Origin of the sequence: Streptomyces africanus (assembly GCF_030816955.1) — a bacterium.
In the GTDB taxonomy this organism is placed as follows: Bacteria; Actinomycetota; Actinomycetes; order Streptomycetales; family Streptomycetaceae; genus Streptomyces; species Streptomyces africanus.
The window spans coordinates 8,286,696-8,303,269 of the sequence record NZ_JAUSYP010000001.1; the positions used below are offsets into that span (position 1 = coordinate 8,286,696).

Below are 16,574 nucleotides of genomic sequence, written 5' to 3' on the forward strand. Positions count from 1 at the left end.
CCGCTGCGTCAGCCACGTGCCCGCACCGCAGCACACGGCCGACCCGACGGCCGACGGCCGGGATCCGGTGCTGTGGGGGCGCGGCCCGCAGGCCGGCGCGTCGGCTGTACGCGGCATGCGCCCAGCATGCAGGAGGCGAAAGCCGCACGTCCAACGACGATTCGCCATCAAAACCGATCACGATCCCTGATCGATGGGTGCTAGCCTGCGCGCATGCGACCGGTCCTGGACATCGTGGCACTGCGCAGCCTGATCGCCGTAGCCGACTACGGCGGCTTCCACCGCGCGGCCGGCGCGCTCGCCCTCAGCCAGTCCGCGGTCAGCCAGCACGTACGACGGCTGGAGAAGACGCTGGGCCGTCCCGTCGTCGAACGCGACGGCCGCAAGACCCGGTTCACCGCGAGCGGCGCCCAACTCCTGGAGGAGGCACGGCTGATCGTCGGAGCGCACGACGCGGCCGTGCGCAGGCTCCTGGGTGAGGGCGGTCCCGGAACCGCCACCGTCGTCGTCGGCGCCACCGAGCACGGCGCCGACCAGATCCTCCCGGTGCTCACCGAGGCCGTACGGGAGGTGCGTCCGGGCGCCGAGGTCCGCGTGCGGATCGACCGCTCGGCACGACTGACGGACGCGGTCGACCGCGGCGAACTCGACCTCGCCGTCTACGTCACTGAGGCGACCGCCGCGGCGGGCAACCCCGTGGGCGGACTACCGCTGAGCTGGTTCGCCGCCCCTGACTGGAAGCCGCCCGTCGCCCCCGCCCCGATGCCGCTGGTCGCGATCAACGAACCCTGCGTCATCCGCCGCCGCGCCCTCGCCGCGCTGGCCGCCCACCGCACACCGGCCACGGTCGTCGCCGAGGCTGGATATCTCGCGGGTGTCCTGGACGCGGCCCGCGCCGGACTGGGCACCGCGCTGCTCGCCGTGCCCGGCGACCAGCACCCCGAGGGGCTGAGCCCGGTCGAGGGCTTGCCCACCGTTCCTCCGGTACGACTCAGCGCGCGCCCCCGGCACGGCGCGGACCCCTCAGTGACCGGCGCCGCCGTCGAGGCGGTCCGCGCGCTACTGGCCGCATCCCGGACACGCCCCTTGAGCGGCCCTCTTGACGCGGCGTGGACACGGCCTGACACTTCACTACGGGAATCCTAGTGAGCTGGTAGGGAATCATGGCCTTTGTCGCGTTGGACCTCGGCGGCGTCGCCGTCCGGGTCGCCGTCCGGCCGCTGCCCCTGCTGACGTCCCGCCGCCACATCGATCTCGTGCGTGTCTGCAGTGCGGCGAGTTCCCTGCGCGATGGCGGCTCAGCCCCCGCTCACGCCTGACCCTTCCGCAGCAGTACCGCATCCCGGCCGCGCCGGAGCTGCCGCGTGCCGTCGCCGTCGTACGCCCATGACCAAGCACGCCCAAGGAGACGCATGTCCGCGACATCCCCGACAGCCGTGCCGTCCTTCCGGAGCAGGATCGGCTGTGACGCGCGCAGCGGTTACTACGCCGCGCCGCGCCGCTACCGGCTCCATCTCGCCCTCTCCTGTCCGCACGGCCTGCAGATCGCCGTGACGCACAGCCTGCTCGGCCTCGGCGACACGCTCCCGGTGACGCTGCTGCCCGCCGTGCCCGACGCACCCGGCGGCGGATACCGGGCACTGCGTCCGCTGTACGAGGCCAGTTGGCACCAGCACCCGGGTCCGGCCGTGGCGCCGGTGCTCAGCGACGGCTGGACCGGGCGGATCGTGAGCACGCATGCCCCGGACATCCTTCGGGACCTGACGAGGTTCGGTGGTCATGGCCCTGACCTCCACCCCTGTGGTGCCGAGAAGGCGATCGAGGGCGTGGGCCGGCTCTGTGAGCAGGGCATCACCCGAACCGCCCAGCGTGCCGGGCAGCCCGGCGCCGACTCGGCAGCACGCGACACCGCGCTGGCCACCCTGCTGAGCGCCCTGGACGTGCTGGAGTGGCGGTTCGCCTCCCAGGAGTACGTGCTGGGCGGCGAACTCAGCCTCGCGGACGTGCAGTTGTGGGTGACGCTGGTGCAGCTGGACACCGTGCACCGCCACCACCTGGATGCCGCCGCGGTGCACCGCATCACCGACCACCCCCGTCTGTGGGCGTACGCACGACGGCTGGCGGCGCACCCCGCCTTCGGCTCCCGTCTCGATCTGGACGGCATCGCCCGCAGGCACCACGCCCACTGCCGGGGCAGGGAAGCCGCCGGAGCGGCGGTACAGATCGTGGACTGGGCGGGGTACGCACGACGGGACGCATGGGAGCCGGTGCGGCAGCCCGGCTGACGGGGAAGCGGGGCAGACGCCCCGGCCGCCGGGGGTTTCACGCGACTACGAGCGGAGGGGGTACCGGGCGCGCCCCCGGTACCCCCTCCGCCACAAGGCCTCCTTGTCAGGCCGTCAGTGTGGAGACCCGCCCGCGTACGGGCCGCGGTTCGAGGACGCGTTCGGCCAGGTAGCCGAACAGGAGCCCGAACGCCGACCACAGCACGGCCTGGATGCCGATCGAGGCCAGGCGGAACTCCCAGAGGTCGGCGGCGGGGAAGCCCTTGGGGATGTTGTCCCCGTGCGGCAGGATCGCCATCGCGACCCCGACCGCCGCCACGAAGGAGACGCCGGCGGTGATGGAGGCGTTCCAGTTGCCCCAGCCCGGCGCGAGCCCGCGGCCCAGCAGGACGGCGCCTGTGCCCAGCAGGACGCTCAGGGCGATCATCAGCACGTACAGGGCCGTGCGTTGGCCGATGGTGTCCGGGTCGCCGACGGCCGGCGGGTTCGCCGGGTACTTCAAAATCGGCACCAGGTAGACGAGGAGGAACCCGGCGAGCGCGGTCAACGCGGCGGTCGCCCGGGCGCCGAACCGGCGGATGCGGCCCAGCGCGAAGCAGAACGCGAGCGCCGCGATGCCGCCGATGGCGACGCCGAAGACGAGGACGCCCGTCGCGAGACCGGCCGTCGACTGCAAGGACCGGCTGACGAGTTCCTCGCCGTGCTCATGGGATGTGGACTCTTCGAACGCGATGGCCGCGTCGACGGATCCCTCTCCCACGACATAGGCGAAGACGAAGGCGAGCACGCCGGCGGCGAGGCCGGCGAGCATGCCGCGCACCAACAGGGTGCGTACGGTCGTGGAGTTCATGAAGGGCGCCCTGTCAGTGGCAGGGGAAGCCGAGGAGGTGGCGGGCGTCGTGCACCCACTCGTGTACGCCCTCACCGGAGACCAGTGCGGTGGCGCCCTGCTCGGCGCCGACGAAGTAGAGCAGAACGAGCATCAGGACGCCGAAGAAGACGGCCCAGGGGGCGATCGCCCGCAGCGGCAGCGGCGTGAGGGTCTGGGTGGTGGTGGGAGTGGGGGCGGCAGTGGACTGCGCCATGGCGAGACCTCCTCGGGAACATCGCGTCCCGCATCGTGTGGAGCACTCGACGACGGCGTTGGGTCTGACTCACCACACCTCGGGGGAGGGTGGCACACAGTGGCGCGACCGTGCCGGGCTTGCACCGGACTTCCGTGGCGCCGTCGTCCTTGTCGTCCCAGATGGTAGGGGCAAGTACGGCTTCGGCCAACATGGCGTACGCCACGTACGATGAACCGCCCACTGGCGGAATCCAGCGAAGGGACTGCCATGACCGTCCGGCTCACCCTGCTGTGTGCCGCCGCCCCTGCGGAGCGCGATGTGCGCTTCGGCGACACGCCGCTCGACGAACGGGCGGTGCGGCAGGCGCGAGCGGCCGCCGGAGCTCTGCCGGCGGCGTCGGCTTGGTATACGGCGCCGTCGGAGCGGTGCCGGCAGACGGCGCGGTCCCTGGGCTGGGACGCGGTGGTGGTCGAACCGCCGCTGCGGGACATGGACATGGGGAGCTGGCAGGGCCGGACCCTCGCCGAGGTCGCCGCTGACGACGGTGCCAGCCTGGCTGCCTGGATGTCGGATCCGGAAGCCGCCCCGCACGGCGGCGAATCCGTGGCGGACGTCTGTGGCCGGGTTGCCGCCTGGCTGGACACACTGCCGGCTGATACGGGACGGGCGCACGCCGTGGTGGAACAGGCCGTGGCGCGAACCGCGGTGCTCCTTGCGCTGGATGCGCCGATGTCGTCGTTCTGGCGCGTCGATGTTCCGCCGCTGTCCGCAGTCGCGCTCACCGGCCGCAACGGCCGTTGGAATCTGAGGATGGGCGCCGTCGACGGACGCGCCTGAGCGCCCCGACTGGTGCGGGGCGCCCAGGCGTGTTCTGGACCGGTCCGGCTGATGGTCAGTGGTAGGCGTGGACGACGGCGTGGCCCTTGCCGCGGCCGATCATCCACTTGTTGACCGGCGTGGTGATCAGGAAGGCGATCGCGAAGCCGCCCAGCAGTGCGTACCAGAACAGCCCGTCGGACAGGTGGGCGTCCATCGCGCCGGGCGTGATGGCGATGATGGCGTTGTCGACGATCTCCATCACGGCGATGGAGACGGTGTCGGCGGCGAGCGCGACCTTCAGCGCGGTCTTGAAGTCAAGGCCGGCCCGGCGGACCGCGAACAGCGTGAACGAGTAGCCGAAGAGGAACGCGAGCGCGATCGCCAGGATCATGGTGGGCACGTTCCCCCACGCAAGGGCTGTGCCGATGACCATGCCGAGGATCTCGCCGATGGCGCAGCCGGTCAGGCAGTGCAGCGTCGCCTTGACCGCCATTCCCCAGGACGCTCCGGCGTGCCCGTCATGGTCCGCGTGGCCGTGGTGACCCGCGTGGGTGGCGTGGTCGTGCCCGTCGCCGGTGTGGTGAGCGGTGTGGTCCATGACCTTCTTCCCCAATCCCGTCGAATGCGGCCCGTTCCTTGAGCCCCACAGCCAGAACGATATACCCCCTGGGGGTATATCGCCAAGGCTTTGTTCACGCGAATCGGGTGGAACGGTCCTCAGTGCACGTGCGGCCCCCCGCTCACCTGCGGCTTGCCGCGCGGTACGAGCCCCAGAGCCACCGCGGCACTCGCGGCCGCCGCGACGGCGCAGACCGTGAAGGCGTCGGTGAAGCCGCCGACGGAGCCGGACTCGATGCCCGAGGCGGCGATCGTGGAGACGATCGCCACGCCGATCGAACCGCCCACCTCGTGGAAGGTGTTGACGACACCGGAGGCGAGACCCGCCTCGTGGTGGTCGATCATGCCCAGCGCGGTGGTGGTGGCGGTGACGAAGACCATGCCGAGGCCGAAGGAAGCGGCGACGAAGCCGGGGAGCAGGCCGGCGTACACGCTGCCCTCGTCGGACAACCGGGTCAGGGGTGCCGATCCGACGGCGGCGATCGCCATGCCGGCCACGGCGACGGCGCGAGCGCCGATCCGGCCGACGAGGCGGGAGGCGAGATGGGCGCCGAGACCGGTGGCCACGGCCGCCGGCAGGAACAGCAAGCCGGTCCTGAGCGGCGTGAGCCCGCGGATGTGCTGGAGGTAGACCGAGCCGAGGAAGAAGTACGCGATCAGCAGCGCGGTGGCGATGAGCATGAGGAACGCACCCGCGAGTACCGGTCGGCGGGTGAACATCCGCAAATCCATCAACGGGGCGCGGCTCGCCCGTTCCACCACGGCGAACCCCGCGTACAGCACCACCGAGGCGGCCAGCGGCAGCAGCGTGGCCGTGTCGGCCCAGCCGGAGTCGCCCGCCTCCACCAGGCCGTAGATGAGCGAGCCCGTTCCCGCGGTGACCAGGAGGGCGCCGGGCAGGTCGAGTCGTGCCGGCTGCGGGGCGTGGGCGGGGACGAGCGCCGGCAGGGCGGCGAGGACGGCGAGGCCGATCGGCACGTTGATGTAGAAGACCCACTGCCAGCCCGGACCGTCGGTCAGGGCGCCGCCGATCAGGACGCCGGCCGCGGCGCCCGAGCCGCCGATCGCGGCCCACACGCCCAGTGCCTTGTTGCGCTCCGTGCCGTGGAAGGTCGTGGTGACGATCGAGAGGGCCGCGGGGGAGAGGAGAGCGGCGCCGACGCCCTGGGCGATCCGCCCGCCGAGCAGCACGGAGGCGGTTCCGGCGAGGCCGGTGACCAGGGAGGCGGCGGTGAAGACCGCGAGGCCGGCCAGGAGCGTGCGGCGGGCGCCCACGGCGTCGGCGAGGCGGCCGCCCAGCAGCATCAGCCCGCCGAAGCAGAGCGTGTACGCCGTCACTGCCCAGGTCAGTGTGGCCCGGTCGAGGTCCAGGTCGGCGGCCATGTCGGGCAGCGCGACGTTCACCACGGTGACGTCGAGGATCAACATGAACTGGGCGACGCAGATGAGGGCCAGCGCCGCCCAGCGGCGAGGGTCGGCCGACGGCGGGTGATGTTCCGGCGCGTGGTGGGTGTGGCTTGCGGAATGAGCCGGATGCGTCATGACGGGTCCTCCTGTCGGAGCAGAGGCGGGAAACGGTCTCCGCCCACAACTGAACTGTACGGGGCAGTACATATGAACTCAACTGTTCAGTTCAGTCAATTGCTAGGATCGGCTCATGAGCGTGGACAGTGTCAAGCAGCCCCCCAGCGGCCCCCGTGCCGAACTGAAGCGGCAGGCCATCGTCCGGGCGGCGCGCGAACTCTTCCTGCGGGACGGCTTCGGCGTCGGAATGGACGCCATCGCCGCCGAGGCGGGCGTGTCCAAAGTGACCGTCTACAACCACTTCGGAAGCAAGGAAGCGCTGTTCACCGCTGTCATCACCAGCGCCCTCGACGAACCCCTCGGCCACGCCTCCTCGGCCGCGCTCGAAGAGCTGCCCGAGGCCGAGGACCTGCGCGCGGCCCTCATCGACGCCGCCCACAGCTGGGTGCACACCGTCAGGACGAACAAGGACATCACCGCCCTGCGCAACCTGGTCGCCGCCGAACAGCACCGCTTCCCCGAGCTCGGGCGGGCCTGGCACCGCCATGGTCCCGAGGGTCACCATCCGGCCGTCGCCGGTGCCCTGCGCACGCTCGCGGACCAGGGCCGGCTGGTCATCCCCGACCTGGAAGTCGCGATCATGCAGCTCTACGCGCTGCTGGTCTTCCCCCACATGGTCTTCAGCACCTACGGCACCCACATCGAGGACAGCCTCACGGACCGGCTCATCGTCAGCGGGGTGGACATGTTCCTCGGGCACTACGGTCCGGGGTGGGACCACTGAGCTCGGGCCCGTGTCGACGAAGTCGAGCCGGACGCGCTGGAGTCGCTGACGCGCCGGTATGCGCCGACGGCCCGCCGGACTCCTGCGCGGATCCGGCGGACCGTCGGCCCTGACATCGCCTTTCTCTCGGTTCGGCAGCTCATCGGTCAGATCCCGGGCCGATGGGCCGGCTCCGCCCGTTCGGTCTGCTCCTGGACGGCGGTCGCAGAGGACTTCTCGGCGCCCATCACCAGGAGCGTGACGAGGCCGCCTACGGCGGCGATGACCGCCGCCGCGGTGAACGCCGAGCTGAAGCCTTCGGTCAGGGCCGGCAGGTCTCCGAGCCGGCCCGCACCCTGCGAGGTGGCCAGGGCGGTGAGTGCGGCCAGGCCGAGGGCCGAGCCGATCTGGTAGGTCGTGTTGACGATGCCGGAGGCCAGACCCGCCTGTTCCTGCGGGGCGCCGGACATGGCCGCCATCATCGCCGGGATGTACGCCAGCGACATGCCGAGCGCCGCGACCAGTGAGGCGGGCAGTACGTCGACGACGAAGGAGCCGCTCGGTTCGACGGCCGACAGCCACGCCAGACCCAGCGCGAGGACCAGCAGCCCGCCGCCGATCAGCGGCTTGGCGCCGAACCGGGCCAGCAGCCGAGCGGTGATGGCGGTCATGAAGGCCATCAGCAACACGGTCATCGGCAGCAGCGCGGCACCCGAGGCGAACGCCCCGTAGCCGAGGACCTGCTGGAGGTAGAGGTTGAGGAAGTACCACATCGGGATCCAGGCGGCCCCGAGCAGTGTCATCGCCAGGTTGGCCGACCCGAGCCGCGGCACGCGCCAGATGCCGAGCGGCATCAGCGGCTGACGTACGGACTTCTGGATGACGAAGAAGAGAGCCAGCAGGGCCGCGGCGCCGAGGAGTTGGAGCACGGTCCGTGTGGATCCCCAGCCGGTCTCCGGTGCGCGTACGACGGCGAAGACGGCGAGCGCGAGGCCCGCGGTGACCGCGACGGCGCCCAGGACGTCGATGGCGCCGCGGCGCGGGGCGACCGGCGGCAGCAGCCTGGTGGCGGCGAGTGTGGCGACGCCGATCGGGATGTAGATGATGAACACCCACGGCCAGCTGAGCCACTCGGTGAACACGCCGCCGAGGAAGACGCCTGCGGTGCCGCCCGCCGGCGCGGCGGCGCCGTAGAGGGCCATGGCCTTGCCGAGTTCCCTCGGGTCGTGTGCGAAGAGTGTCACCAGCAGGGTCATCGCGGCCGGGGCGATGAGGGCCCCGCCGACGCCCTGCACCGCGCGTCCGACGACCTCCACCCACGCGGTCTGCGCTGCCGCCGCGACGACGGACCCGCCGATCAGCACGGTCCAGCCGGCGGAGAAGATCCGGCGGGCGCCGAGCAGGTCGGAGAGGCGCCCGCCGAGGAGCAGCAGTCCGCCGAAGGCGATGACGTAGGCGTTGAAGACCCACTGCAGCTCGCCCTGCGAGAAGCCGAGGTCCTTCTGCATCTCGGGGAGTGCGACCCCGATGATCGAGGTGTCCATGATCACCATGAACTGGGCAGTGGCGAGCACGGCGAGCGCCCACCAGCGCCTGGGACTGACAGTGCCAGGCGGCGGTGAGCGGTGGTCCGGGGCCGCTTGGCCCCGGACGGGCTCACGCCGTGCCGACGAGCTCGTAACCCGCCTCGTCGACGGCGGCACGGACGGCCTCCTCGTCGAGCGGGGTGGCGGAGGTGACCGTCACTTCACCGGTCTCGGCGACTGCCGTGACCGCGGTGACGCCGCTCAGTGCGGATATCTCCTGCGAGACCGCGCCCTCGCAGTGCCCGCAGGTCATGCCGGACACCTTGTAGACGGTGGTGCCCCCGCCGCCCTGGGTGCCGGCCGCGGCGCCGGAGTGGCACGAACTGTCGGTGGAGCAGCAGGGGCCGGTGTTCTTCAGGTCGGTCATGGCTTTTCATCCTCGGATGTCGATGCGTGGACGCTTCGGGAGCGGCTCGTCCCCGCTCCTCTCGAACGAGTCAACAGTATACCCCTAGGGGGTATATGCAAGGTGGAGGGCCGCCCACAGGCGGTCCGTGATCTCCGCCGAAGCGAATCGGTCATGTGTGTGGCTCGTTAACGCGCTGTTGCGCGGGAGTTGACCGGACCAAGGTCTGCGAGCCGTTAGGATCACGGCATGATCACGACCTGGTCACTCCCGCGCCTGGTGCGGGCTCGCGCGTCTGCGGGTCCGTTGCTGCGCGTGCTGGCCATGGTCGTGTTGCTGTTCGGCGTCCTGTCCGCTCACGGACTGAGCGCCGAGAGCGCTGCAGGACACCTGGTGACCGGCGCGGTGGCACCTGTGGCCCCGCTGGACGAGCAGGCCGCGCCGCGGCTCGTCGCGATAGGTGAGCCGGGCGATGGTCATGGCCCCTCGCACACCGGTGAGCACTGCGTCTCCGGCCAGCCGCAGCAGGGCCCGGTGCTGACACCGCCGTGCTTCGCGCAGTCGGTCGCCGAATCGACCGACCCCGGGCGCGTCTCGGGCAGGCCGGGCCGCAACGAGCCGGCCCTGTCTGCCGCGTCGTCGTCCGCTCTGAGATTGTCCGTGGTTCAGCAGGTCTAGAAACAGCGGTCGTCTTTCTTCCCACGGCTGCTCCGGCCACGCCTGCCGACGGGCGTGGGCTCCGCCTCGTCGACGCCGTACTTCCCCCACCCCTGCCCGCCGCTCCTTCCCGCCGTGGCTGCCGCCGTGGCCGAAAGGGGCGAGCGCACGGAGAACCTGTGCCGACACACTCCCGTACCCCCATGCCTGCCCCGCGCGACCCCGCCGACTCGTGTCGGCGGCGCCCGCTTCTCGCTCTGCTGTCCGGAGCGTTGCTCGTGATGCTGGGGCTGTGCGCCCTGCCGCATGGGCAGTTACAAGAGCAGGAGCGGCTGACACCCACTGTCGCCACGGCCTTCGGACGGCCGGCGGTGGCGAGCGATGTGGTGCCTCATGGGCCGCATCGGCACCATGAGGCCGAGGAGTGCGGCCTGGACGGGGCCGCCCGCACGACGGCGCAGGCCGCCCACCAGCCACCCGGCGAGGCCGGAACGACGGCGTTCGCCGGCCTTCCCGAGGCTCTCCTACGGCCGCAGCCCCGGCATCGGCAGTTGCGAACCCGCATAAGACGTACCGGCAGAACCGCGCTGGTCCGCACCTCGCGGTGGCGGATCTAGACCTCTCGCTCGCAGCCGGCCCCGCCCGACTGCCGCGCGACGGCCCCACGACCTCGGACGGAGCGACCGTCCCCCGCGTGGCCGAGGCGCGAGATGAACGTGCACCGCGTATTCATCGAGCGAGAGCGAAAAGACATGCAGTCGATGACGAACACCGCCGCCCTGCCCGAGCGGTCCGCCTTGTCAGCACTGGTGGGCAACACGCCGCTGCTGCGGGTGTCCCAGCCCCTGACGCCCCCGGACCGCGGCTTCTGGGCGAAGCTGGAGGGCTTCAACCCCGGCGGCATCAAGGACCGGCCGGGTCTGTACATGGTGGAACGCGCCCGCGCCCGGGGCGACCTGCGCCCCGGAGCCCGGATCATCGAGTCCACCAGCGGCACCCTCGGGCTGGGCCTCGCCCTGGCCGGAATGGTGTACGGCCACCCGGTCACCCTGGTCACCGACCCCGGCCTGGAGAGGTCGATGACCCGGCTGCTGACCGCGTACGGCGCCCAGGTCAACGTCGTCTCCGAGCCGCACCCCACCGGCGGATGGCAGCAGGCTCGCCGTGAGCGCGTGGAGCAGCTCATGGCGCGGCATCCGGGTGCGTGGTGCCCCGATCAGTACAACAACCCGGACAACACCACCGCCTACACCCCGCTCGCCCTGGAACTGGCGTCCGAGCTGGGCCACATCGACGTCCTCGTGTGCAGTGTCGGCACGGGCGGGCACTCCGCCGGCGTCTCCCGCGTGCTGAAGCAGCTCTACCCCGAGCTGAAGGTGGTCGGCGTCGACACCATCGGCTCCACGATCTTCGGCCAGCCGGCCCGGCCACGGCTGATGCGGGGCCTGGGGTCGAGCATCTACCCCCGCAACGTCGCCTACGACAACTTCGCCGAGGTGCACTGGGTGGCCCCGGCCGAGGCGGTCTGGACCTGCCGCCAGCTGGCCGGCTCGCACTACGCCACCGGCGGGTGGAGCGTCGGCGCCGTCGCCCTGGTCGCCGGATGGCTGGCCCGCACCCTGCCCGCCGACAGCCGGATCGCCGCGATCTTCCCGGATGGTCCGCAGCGTTACCTCGGGACGGTCTTCGACGACGACTACTGCGGCGCGCACGGCCTCCTCGACGCTCCTCCTGCTCCGGAACCGGAGGTGATCGGGCGCGCGGACGAGAAGGAGGTCGCACGCTGGACCCGGTGCGCCACCGTGGTCGACCCGCTCACCCTCGCCGAGCCGGCACAGGAACCCGACGTGCTCGACGCACTCGACCGCGAGGAAGGAACCGGCGAGAACGCCGGGCGCGGTCACGCCGACGCTGCGGAGGAGAACCGGTGAAGGGCACCCTCGCACAGGTACGCGGTTACGAACGCAGCGTCCAGCTGTTGATGGTCAATCAGTTCACCATCAACCTGGGCTTCTACATGCTGATGCCCTACCTGGCCGCTCACCTGTCCGGCACCCTCGGACTGGCCGGCTGGATCGTCGGACTGGTCCTCGGCGTGCGGAACTTCAGCCAGCAGGGCATGTTCCTGGTCGGCGGGACGCTCGCCGACCGGTTCGGCTACAAGCCGATGATCGTGGCCGGATGCGTGCTGCGCACGGCCGGCTTCGCCACGCTCGGCCTGGTCGACTCGCTTGCCGCGCTGATCGCCGCCTCCGCGGCCACCGGGCTCGCCGGGGCCCTGTTCAACCCGGCCGTCCGGGCGTATCTCGCCGCGGACGCGGGGGAGCGCAGGGTCGAGGCGTTCGCCCTGTTCAACGTCTTCTACCAGGCCGGGATCCTGCTGGGTCCGCTCGTGGGCATGGTGCTGACCGGCGTGGACTTCCGCGTCACCTGCCTGGTCTCGGCCGGGATCTTCGCGCTGCTCAGCATCGTGCAGATCCGTGCCCTGCCGGCGCGACGGGCCGACGACACCAAGGGCGGCACGGAGGGGCAGGACCGCGACGGCGTACTGGCCCAGTGGCGCGGCATCCTCGCCAACCGGCCGTTCCTGCTCTTCTCCGGCGCCATGATCGGCTCGTACGTCCTCTCCTTCCAGGTCTATCTCGCGCTGCCGCTGGAGGTACGACGGGTCGGCGGTGACGGGGAGTTCGGCACAGCGGCGGTGGCCGCGCTCTTCGCCGCCTCCGGGCTGAGCACGATCGCCGGCCAGACGCGGGTGACCGCCTGGTGCAAGGCCCGCTACGAGCCGGGCCAGGCCCTGACCCGGGGACTGGCCGCCATGGGCCTGGCCTTCGTGCCCCTGTCGCTGGCCACCGCGGTGCCCGTTCCGGACTCGGGCGTGGGCCTGTGGCTGCTGGCCGCGGTACCGCCCATGCTGGCCGCGCTGCTGCTGGCCGTCGGCACGATGATCGCCTATCCCTTCGAGATGGACACCATCGTCCGCCTCTCCGGTGACCGGCTCGTCGCCACGCACTACGGGCTCTACAACACCATCTGCGGCATCGGCATCACCCTCGGCAACCTCCTCACCGGCGCGTCGCTCGACGCCGCCCGCGAGGCGGGGATGCCCGCGCTGCCGTGGATCTGCTTGTGCGCACTCGGCCTCGCGTGCGCGGCAGCACTGTGGGGTCTGCACCGCACGGGCCGTCTGGCAGCTCAGGCGGCCGGGCCGCAGCCCGTCGCCGCCTGACGGCATGACCGCCTGAACCGCTGACCGTGTGCGGCCGGATCGGATCGGCCGCACACGTGTCGGCCCGGCTGGAACCGAGCCCTTGACCCTCGGTGTGCTCCTCCTGGATGCTCGGTTGCGTATAGCGGTGCGTGTAGCGAATGAGGCAACGCATCGACGAGGGTTTCCCGCTTGAGGAGCAGCTCATGGCTCACGAGGTTCGTGCCGTCGTCGCCCGTAAGAAGGGCACACCGGTCTCCGTCGAAACGATCGTCGTCCCCGACCCCGGTCCGGGTGAGGCGCTGGTCCAGGTCGAGGCCTGCGGCGTCTGTCATACCGATCTCCACTACCGCGAGGGCGGGATCAACGACGAGTTCCCCTTCCTGCTGGGGCACGAGGCGGCGGGTCGCGTCGAGGCGGTCGGGGAGGGAGTCACCGGTGTCGGGCCCGGCGACTTCGTCATCCTCAACTGGCGTGCGGTGTGCGGCCAGTGCCGGGCCTGCAGCCGGGGCAGGCCCTGGTACTGCTTCGCCACCCACAACGCGACGCAACCGATGACGCTGCTCGACGGCACCCCGCTCTCGCCGGCGCTCGGCATCGGCGCGTTCGCGGAGAAGACGCTGGTCGCCGCCGGGCAGTGCACCAAGGTGGACCCGGCGGCCCCGGCCGCGGCAGCCGGTCTGCTCGGGTGCGGCGTCATGGCGGGCTTCGGCGCGGCCGTGAACACCGGTGCCGTCGGCCGGGGCGACTCCGTCGCCGTCATCGGCTGCGGTGGTGTCGGAATGGCCGCCGTCGCGGGGGCGAGGCTGGCCGGAGCGAGCAAGGTCATCGCCGTCGACATCGACCAGCGCAAGCTGGACCGGGCCATGGCCATGGGAGCCACCCACACGGTCGACGGGTCCAAGGGCGACGTCGTGGAAGCGGTGCGCGAGCTGACGGGCGGCTTCGGCGCGGACGTCGTCGTGGAGGCCGTCGGCCGCCCCGAGACGTACCGGCAGGCCTTCTACGCCCGCGACCTGGCGGGCACGGTGGTGCTGGTCGGCGTGCCCACCCCGGAGATGAAGGTGGAGCTGCCCCTGCTCGACGTCTTCGGACGGGGCGGCTCGCTGAAGTCGAGCTGGTACGGCGACTGCCTGCCCTCGCGCGACTTCCCGGCCCTCATCGACCTGTACCTCGGAGGCCGTTTCGACCTGGACGCGTTCGTCTCCGAGACCATCGGCCTCGGTGACGTGGAGGAGGCGTTCGAGAAGATGCACCGCGGCGATGTGCTGCGCTCGGTGGTGGTGCTGTGATGGCCGGCGCACCGCGCATCGAACACCTCGTCACCAGCGGGACCTTCAGCCTCGACGGCGGGACCTGGGACGTCGACAACAACGTCTGGATCATCGGTGACGACGACGAGGTGGTCGTCATCGACGCGGCCCACGATTCCGACGCCGTCCTGGCGGCCGTCGGTGACCGCCGGCTGTCGGCCATCGTGTGCACCCACGCCCACGACGACCATGTGCGCGCCGCGCCGGACGTCGCCCTGGCCGCGGGCGCGCCCATCCTCCTGCACCCCGACGACCAGGTGCTGTGGAAGATGGCGCACCCGGGCCGACGGCCCGACAGGCCGCTCGCCGACGGCGACGTACTCACGGTGGCGGGCCTCGTCCTGCGTGTCCTCCACACGCCCGGACACGCTCCGGGTGCGGTGTGTCTGTACGCACCCGATCTGGGTGCGCTGTTCAGCGGTGACACGCTGTTCGCCGGCGGGCCCGGCGCGACCGGGCGCTCGTACAGCGACTTCGGCACGATCATCGGCTCCATCGGTGACCGGCTGCTGACCCTCCCGGGCGAGACGGTCGTCCACACCGGACACGGCGAGACGACGACGGTCGAGGCTGAGGCGCCGCACCTGGAGGAGTGGGCCGCCCGCGGCTGGTGACAGCACGCCGCCAGGCCGGCCGGGGCGCTCGCGCCCCGGTTCTGGCAGGTGCTCCGCCCTGACCTGCGTTTCTTATAGCGCAGAAAGTTTCATATCGCGCAACAAAAATTGAGGCCGCCGGGTGTCCCACGAACTCCTTGACAAGCGTTTGAAGGCGCCCTCAAACTGGCGTTGCGTTCACCGCAATCCGTTTCGCTATACGCACCGAGGTGTCATGATGATTGCCGCGTGCCGTCTCGTGGATCTGCCCCGAGGCGAGGCCCACAGGCTCGACATCGACCCGCCGGTCTCGGTGTTCCACACCGACGACGGCGAACTCTTCGCCATCGACGACACATGCACCCACCAGGACGCCTCGCTCGCCGACGGCTGGCTGGAGGGCTGTGAGGTCGAATGCCCGCTGCACGCCTCGAAGTTCAACCTCAAGACCGGAGCCGTCGACGCCCCGCCGGCCAAGCTCCCGGTGCGCACGCACGAGGTCTTCGTCGAGGACGGCATGATCTACGTCCGGCTGTCCACGGCAGCCCCGAACCTGCCTCCCTGCATCGCCGCCCGGCTCGCCGGGGGCGTCGCGTGAGGACAGTGGCCGTGGTGGGCGCGTCGCTGGCCGGTCTGTCGGCGGCGCGCTCGTTGCGCAAACAGGGATACGACGGACGGCTGGTCGTCATCGGCGACGAGATCCACCGCCCGTACGACAGGCCGCCCCTGTCCAAGGAGTTCCTGGCCGGCGGCATCGGCGAAGCCGAACTCGCGCTGGAGCCGGACGACGAGGACCTGCAAGCGGAGTGGCTGCTCGGAGCCCGCGCCGCCGGACTCGACACCACGCCCCGCGCCGTGCGGCTCACCGACGGCCGGCAGGTGCGGGCCGACGGCATCGTCATCGCCACCGGCGCCGCCGCCCGGACCCTGCCCGGCATGGACGGACTGGCCGGCGTGCACACCCTGCGCACCCTGGACGACGCCCGCGCCCTGCGGGACGAACTGGCCCGGGGCGGACGCCTGGTCGTCATCGGCGGCGGCTTCATCGGTGCCGAGGTCGCCTCCACCGCCTCCGCGCTCGGCCTCGACGTGACCATCGTCGAGGCGGCGCCCACCCCCCTGGCCGGACCGCTCGGCCCGGCCATGGGACGCATCGTCTCCGCCCTCCACGCGGACCACGGCGTACGCCTGTTGTGCGGCGTGGGCGTCAAGGGCCTGAGCGGCGAGACCCGCGTCGACGCCGTCCTGATGGAGGACGGCCGCAGCATCCCCGCCGACATCGTCGTCGTGGGTGTCGGGGCCCGTCCCTGCGTCGACTGGCTGGCCGGCTCCGGCATCGAACTCGACGACGGCGTCAGGTGCGGTGCGGACGGCCGTACCAGCCTGGCCGGCGTGGTCGCGGTCGGCGACTGCGCCTCCTGGTACGACCCGCGCGCGGGCACCCACCGCCGCGTCGAGCACTGGACCGGCGCCCGCGAACGCCCCGCCGCGGCCGTGGCCGCCCTGCTGTCCTGGGGCGAGTGCGAACCGGGCCTGCCCCGGCCGCCGTACTTCTGGTCCGACCAGTACGGCGTGAAGATCCAGTTCGCCGGCAACGCGGCCCGCGCCGACAGCGTGACGATCGAGGCGGGCACTGCGGACGACCGCGACGTCCTCGCCGTCTACCGGCGGGCCGGACACCCGGTCGCCGTGCTCGGGATGAACCAGCCGAAGCTGTTCACGCGCTGGCGCAAGCAACTCGCGGCCAAGGCGCCCTGACAGGGGCGATCCACCACGCTTCCCCGAGGAGTGCACA

17 protein-coding genes are annotated in these 16,574 nt (G+C 71.5%); 11 read left to right on the forward strand and 6 right to left on the reverse strand.

The genetic code is table 11. From position 1 onward, the window contains the following. Positions 1–213 precede the first annotated feature (213 nt). Both QF034_RS37730 and QF034_RS37735 read left to right on the forward strand, forming a co-directional pair. On the forward strand, positions 214–1,146 hold the full coding sequence (locus tag QF034_RS37730; RefSeq protein WP_307179147.1) for a LysR family transcriptional regulator: 933 nt from the start codon (positions 214–216) through the stop codon (positions 1,144–1,146). A 266-nt stretch (positions 1,147–1,412) separates the two neighbouring features. After that, positions 1,413–2,285 carry a glutathione S-transferase C-terminal domain-containing protein gene (locus QF034_RS37735; RefSeq protein ID WP_307179148.1) on the forward strand — a complete coding sequence of 291 codons (873 nt, stop codon included), beginning with the start codon at positions 1,413–1,415 and terminating at the stop codon, positions 2,283–2,285. A gap of 106 nt (positions 2,286–2,391) precedes the next feature. On the opposite strand, the gene QF034_RS37740 is transcribed toward QF034_RS37735, so the two are convergent. Both QF034_RS37740 and QF034_RS37745 read right to left on the reverse strand, forming a co-directional pair. Then, positions 2,392–3,135 (reverse strand): CbtA family protein, encoded by a 744-nt coding sequence (locus QF034_RS37740; RefSeq protein WP_307179149.1) that lies wholly within the window; start codon positions 3,133–3,135, stop codon positions 2,392–2,394. 13 nt (positions 3,136–3,148) lie between these two features. Further along, positions 3,149–3,370 (reverse strand): CbtB domain-containing protein, encoded by a 222-nt coding sequence (locus QF034_RS37745; protein ID WP_086560877.1) that lies wholly within the window; start codon positions 3,368–3,370, stop codon positions 3,149–3,151. Between the two features lie 249 nt (positions 3,371–3,619). Here QF034_RS37745 and QF034_RS37750 point away from each other — a divergent pair, with 249 nt between their 5' ends. Further along, positions 3,620–4,189: a histidine phosphatase family protein gene (locus QF034_RS37750; RefSeq protein ID WP_307179150.1), complete on the forward strand. Its 570-nt coding sequence runs from the start codon at positions 3,620–3,622 to the stop codon at positions 4,187–4,189. A gap of 55 nt (positions 4,190–4,244) precedes the next feature. On the opposite strand, the gene QF034_RS37755 is transcribed toward QF034_RS37750, so the two are convergent. Continuing rightward, complete coding sequence (locus QF034_RS37755; RefSeq protein ID WP_307179151.1) at positions 4,245–4,769, reverse strand: DUF4396 domain-containing protein; 525 nt, start codon at positions 4,767–4,769, stop codon at positions 4,245–4,247. 119 nt (positions 4,770–4,888) lie between these two features. Beyond that, positions 4,889–6,331: an MFS transporter gene (locus tag QF034_RS37760; RefSeq protein ID WP_307179152.1), complete on the reverse strand. Its 1,443-nt coding sequence runs from the start codon at positions 6,329–6,331 to the stop codon at positions 4,889–4,891. 115 nt (positions 6,332–6,446) lie between these two features. On the opposite strand from QF034_RS37760, the gene QF034_RS37765 reads away from it, so the two are divergent. Next, positions 6,447–7,097, forward strand: coding sequence for a TetR/AcrR family transcriptional regulator (locus tag QF034_RS37765; protein ID WP_307179153.1), 651 nt, complete (start codon positions 6,447–6,449; stop codon positions 7,095–7,097). A gap of 146 nt (positions 7,098–7,243) precedes the next feature. Here the strand turns inward: QF034_RS37765 and QF034_RS37770 are convergent, their stop codons facing one another. Both QF034_RS37770 and QF034_RS37775 read right to left on the reverse strand, forming a co-directional pair. Continuing rightward, positions 7,244–8,650 (reverse strand): MFS transporter, encoded by a 1,407-nt coding sequence (locus QF034_RS37770; RefSeq protein ID WP_307179154.1) that lies wholly within the window; start codon positions 8,648–8,650, stop codon positions 7,244–7,246. Between the two features lie 82 nt (positions 8,651–8,732). Further along, positions 8,733–9,029 (reverse strand): heavy-metal-associated domain-containing protein, encoded by a 297-nt coding sequence (locus QF034_RS37775; RefSeq protein ID WP_307179155.1) that lies wholly within the window; start codon positions 9,027–9,029, stop codon positions 8,733–8,735. Between the two features lie 228 nt (positions 9,030–9,257). Between QF034_RS37775 and QF034_RS37780 the strand changes: the two genes are divergently transcribed. The 7 genes from QF034_RS37780 (at position 9,258) to QF034_RS37810 (ending at position 16,537) form a co-directional block, all read left to right on the forward strand. Then, positions 9,258–9,686: a hypothetical protein gene (locus tag QF034_RS37780; protein ID WP_307179156.1), complete on the forward strand. Its 429-nt coding sequence runs from the start codon at positions 9,258–9,260 to the stop codon at positions 9,684–9,686. Positions 9,687–10,417: 731 nt separating this feature from the next. After that, positions 10,418–11,596, forward strand: a complete 1,179-nt coding sequence (locus QF034_RS37785) for a PLP-dependent cysteine synthase family protein (RefSeq protein ID WP_370880913.1) — start codon at positions 10,418–10,420, stop codon at positions 11,594–11,596. Continuing rightward, a complete protein-coding gene (locus tag QF034_RS37790; protein WP_307179158.1) occupies positions 11,593–12,894 on the forward strand; it encodes an MFS transporter in 1,302 nt (433 codons plus the stop codon). Before QF034_RS37785 ends, QF034_RS37790 begins: the two co-directional genes overlap by 4 nt. A 185-nt stretch (positions 12,895–13,079) precedes the next feature. Next, positions 13,080–14,165, forward strand: coding sequence for an S-(hydroxymethyl)mycothiol dehydrogenase (locus QF034_RS37795; RefSeq protein ID WP_307179159.1), 1,086 nt, complete (start codon positions 13,080–13,082; stop codon positions 14,163–14,165). Continuing rightward, positions 14,165–14,800 (forward strand): MBL fold metallo-hydrolase, encoded by a 636-nt coding sequence (locus QF034_RS37800; protein ID WP_307179160.1) that lies wholly within the window; start codon positions 14,165–14,167, stop codon positions 14,798–14,800. Before QF034_RS37795 ends, QF034_RS37800 begins: the two co-directional genes overlap by 1 nt. A gap of 214 nt (positions 14,801–15,014) precedes the next feature. Then, complete coding sequence (locus QF034_RS37805; RefSeq protein ID WP_037673830.1) at positions 15,015–15,377, forward strand: bifunctional 3-phenylpropionate/cinnamic acid dioxygenase ferredoxin subunit; 363 nt, start codon at positions 15,015–15,017, stop codon at positions 15,375–15,377. Next, entirely contained in the window at positions 15,374–16,537 is a 1,164-nt protein-coding gene (locus QF034_RS37810) for an NAD(P)/FAD-dependent oxidoreductase (RefSeq protein ID WP_307179161.1), read from the forward strand. The genes QF034_RS37805 and QF034_RS37810 overlap by 4 nt, the downstream gene beginning before the upstream one ends. Positions 16,538–16,574: the final 37 nt, after the last annotated feature.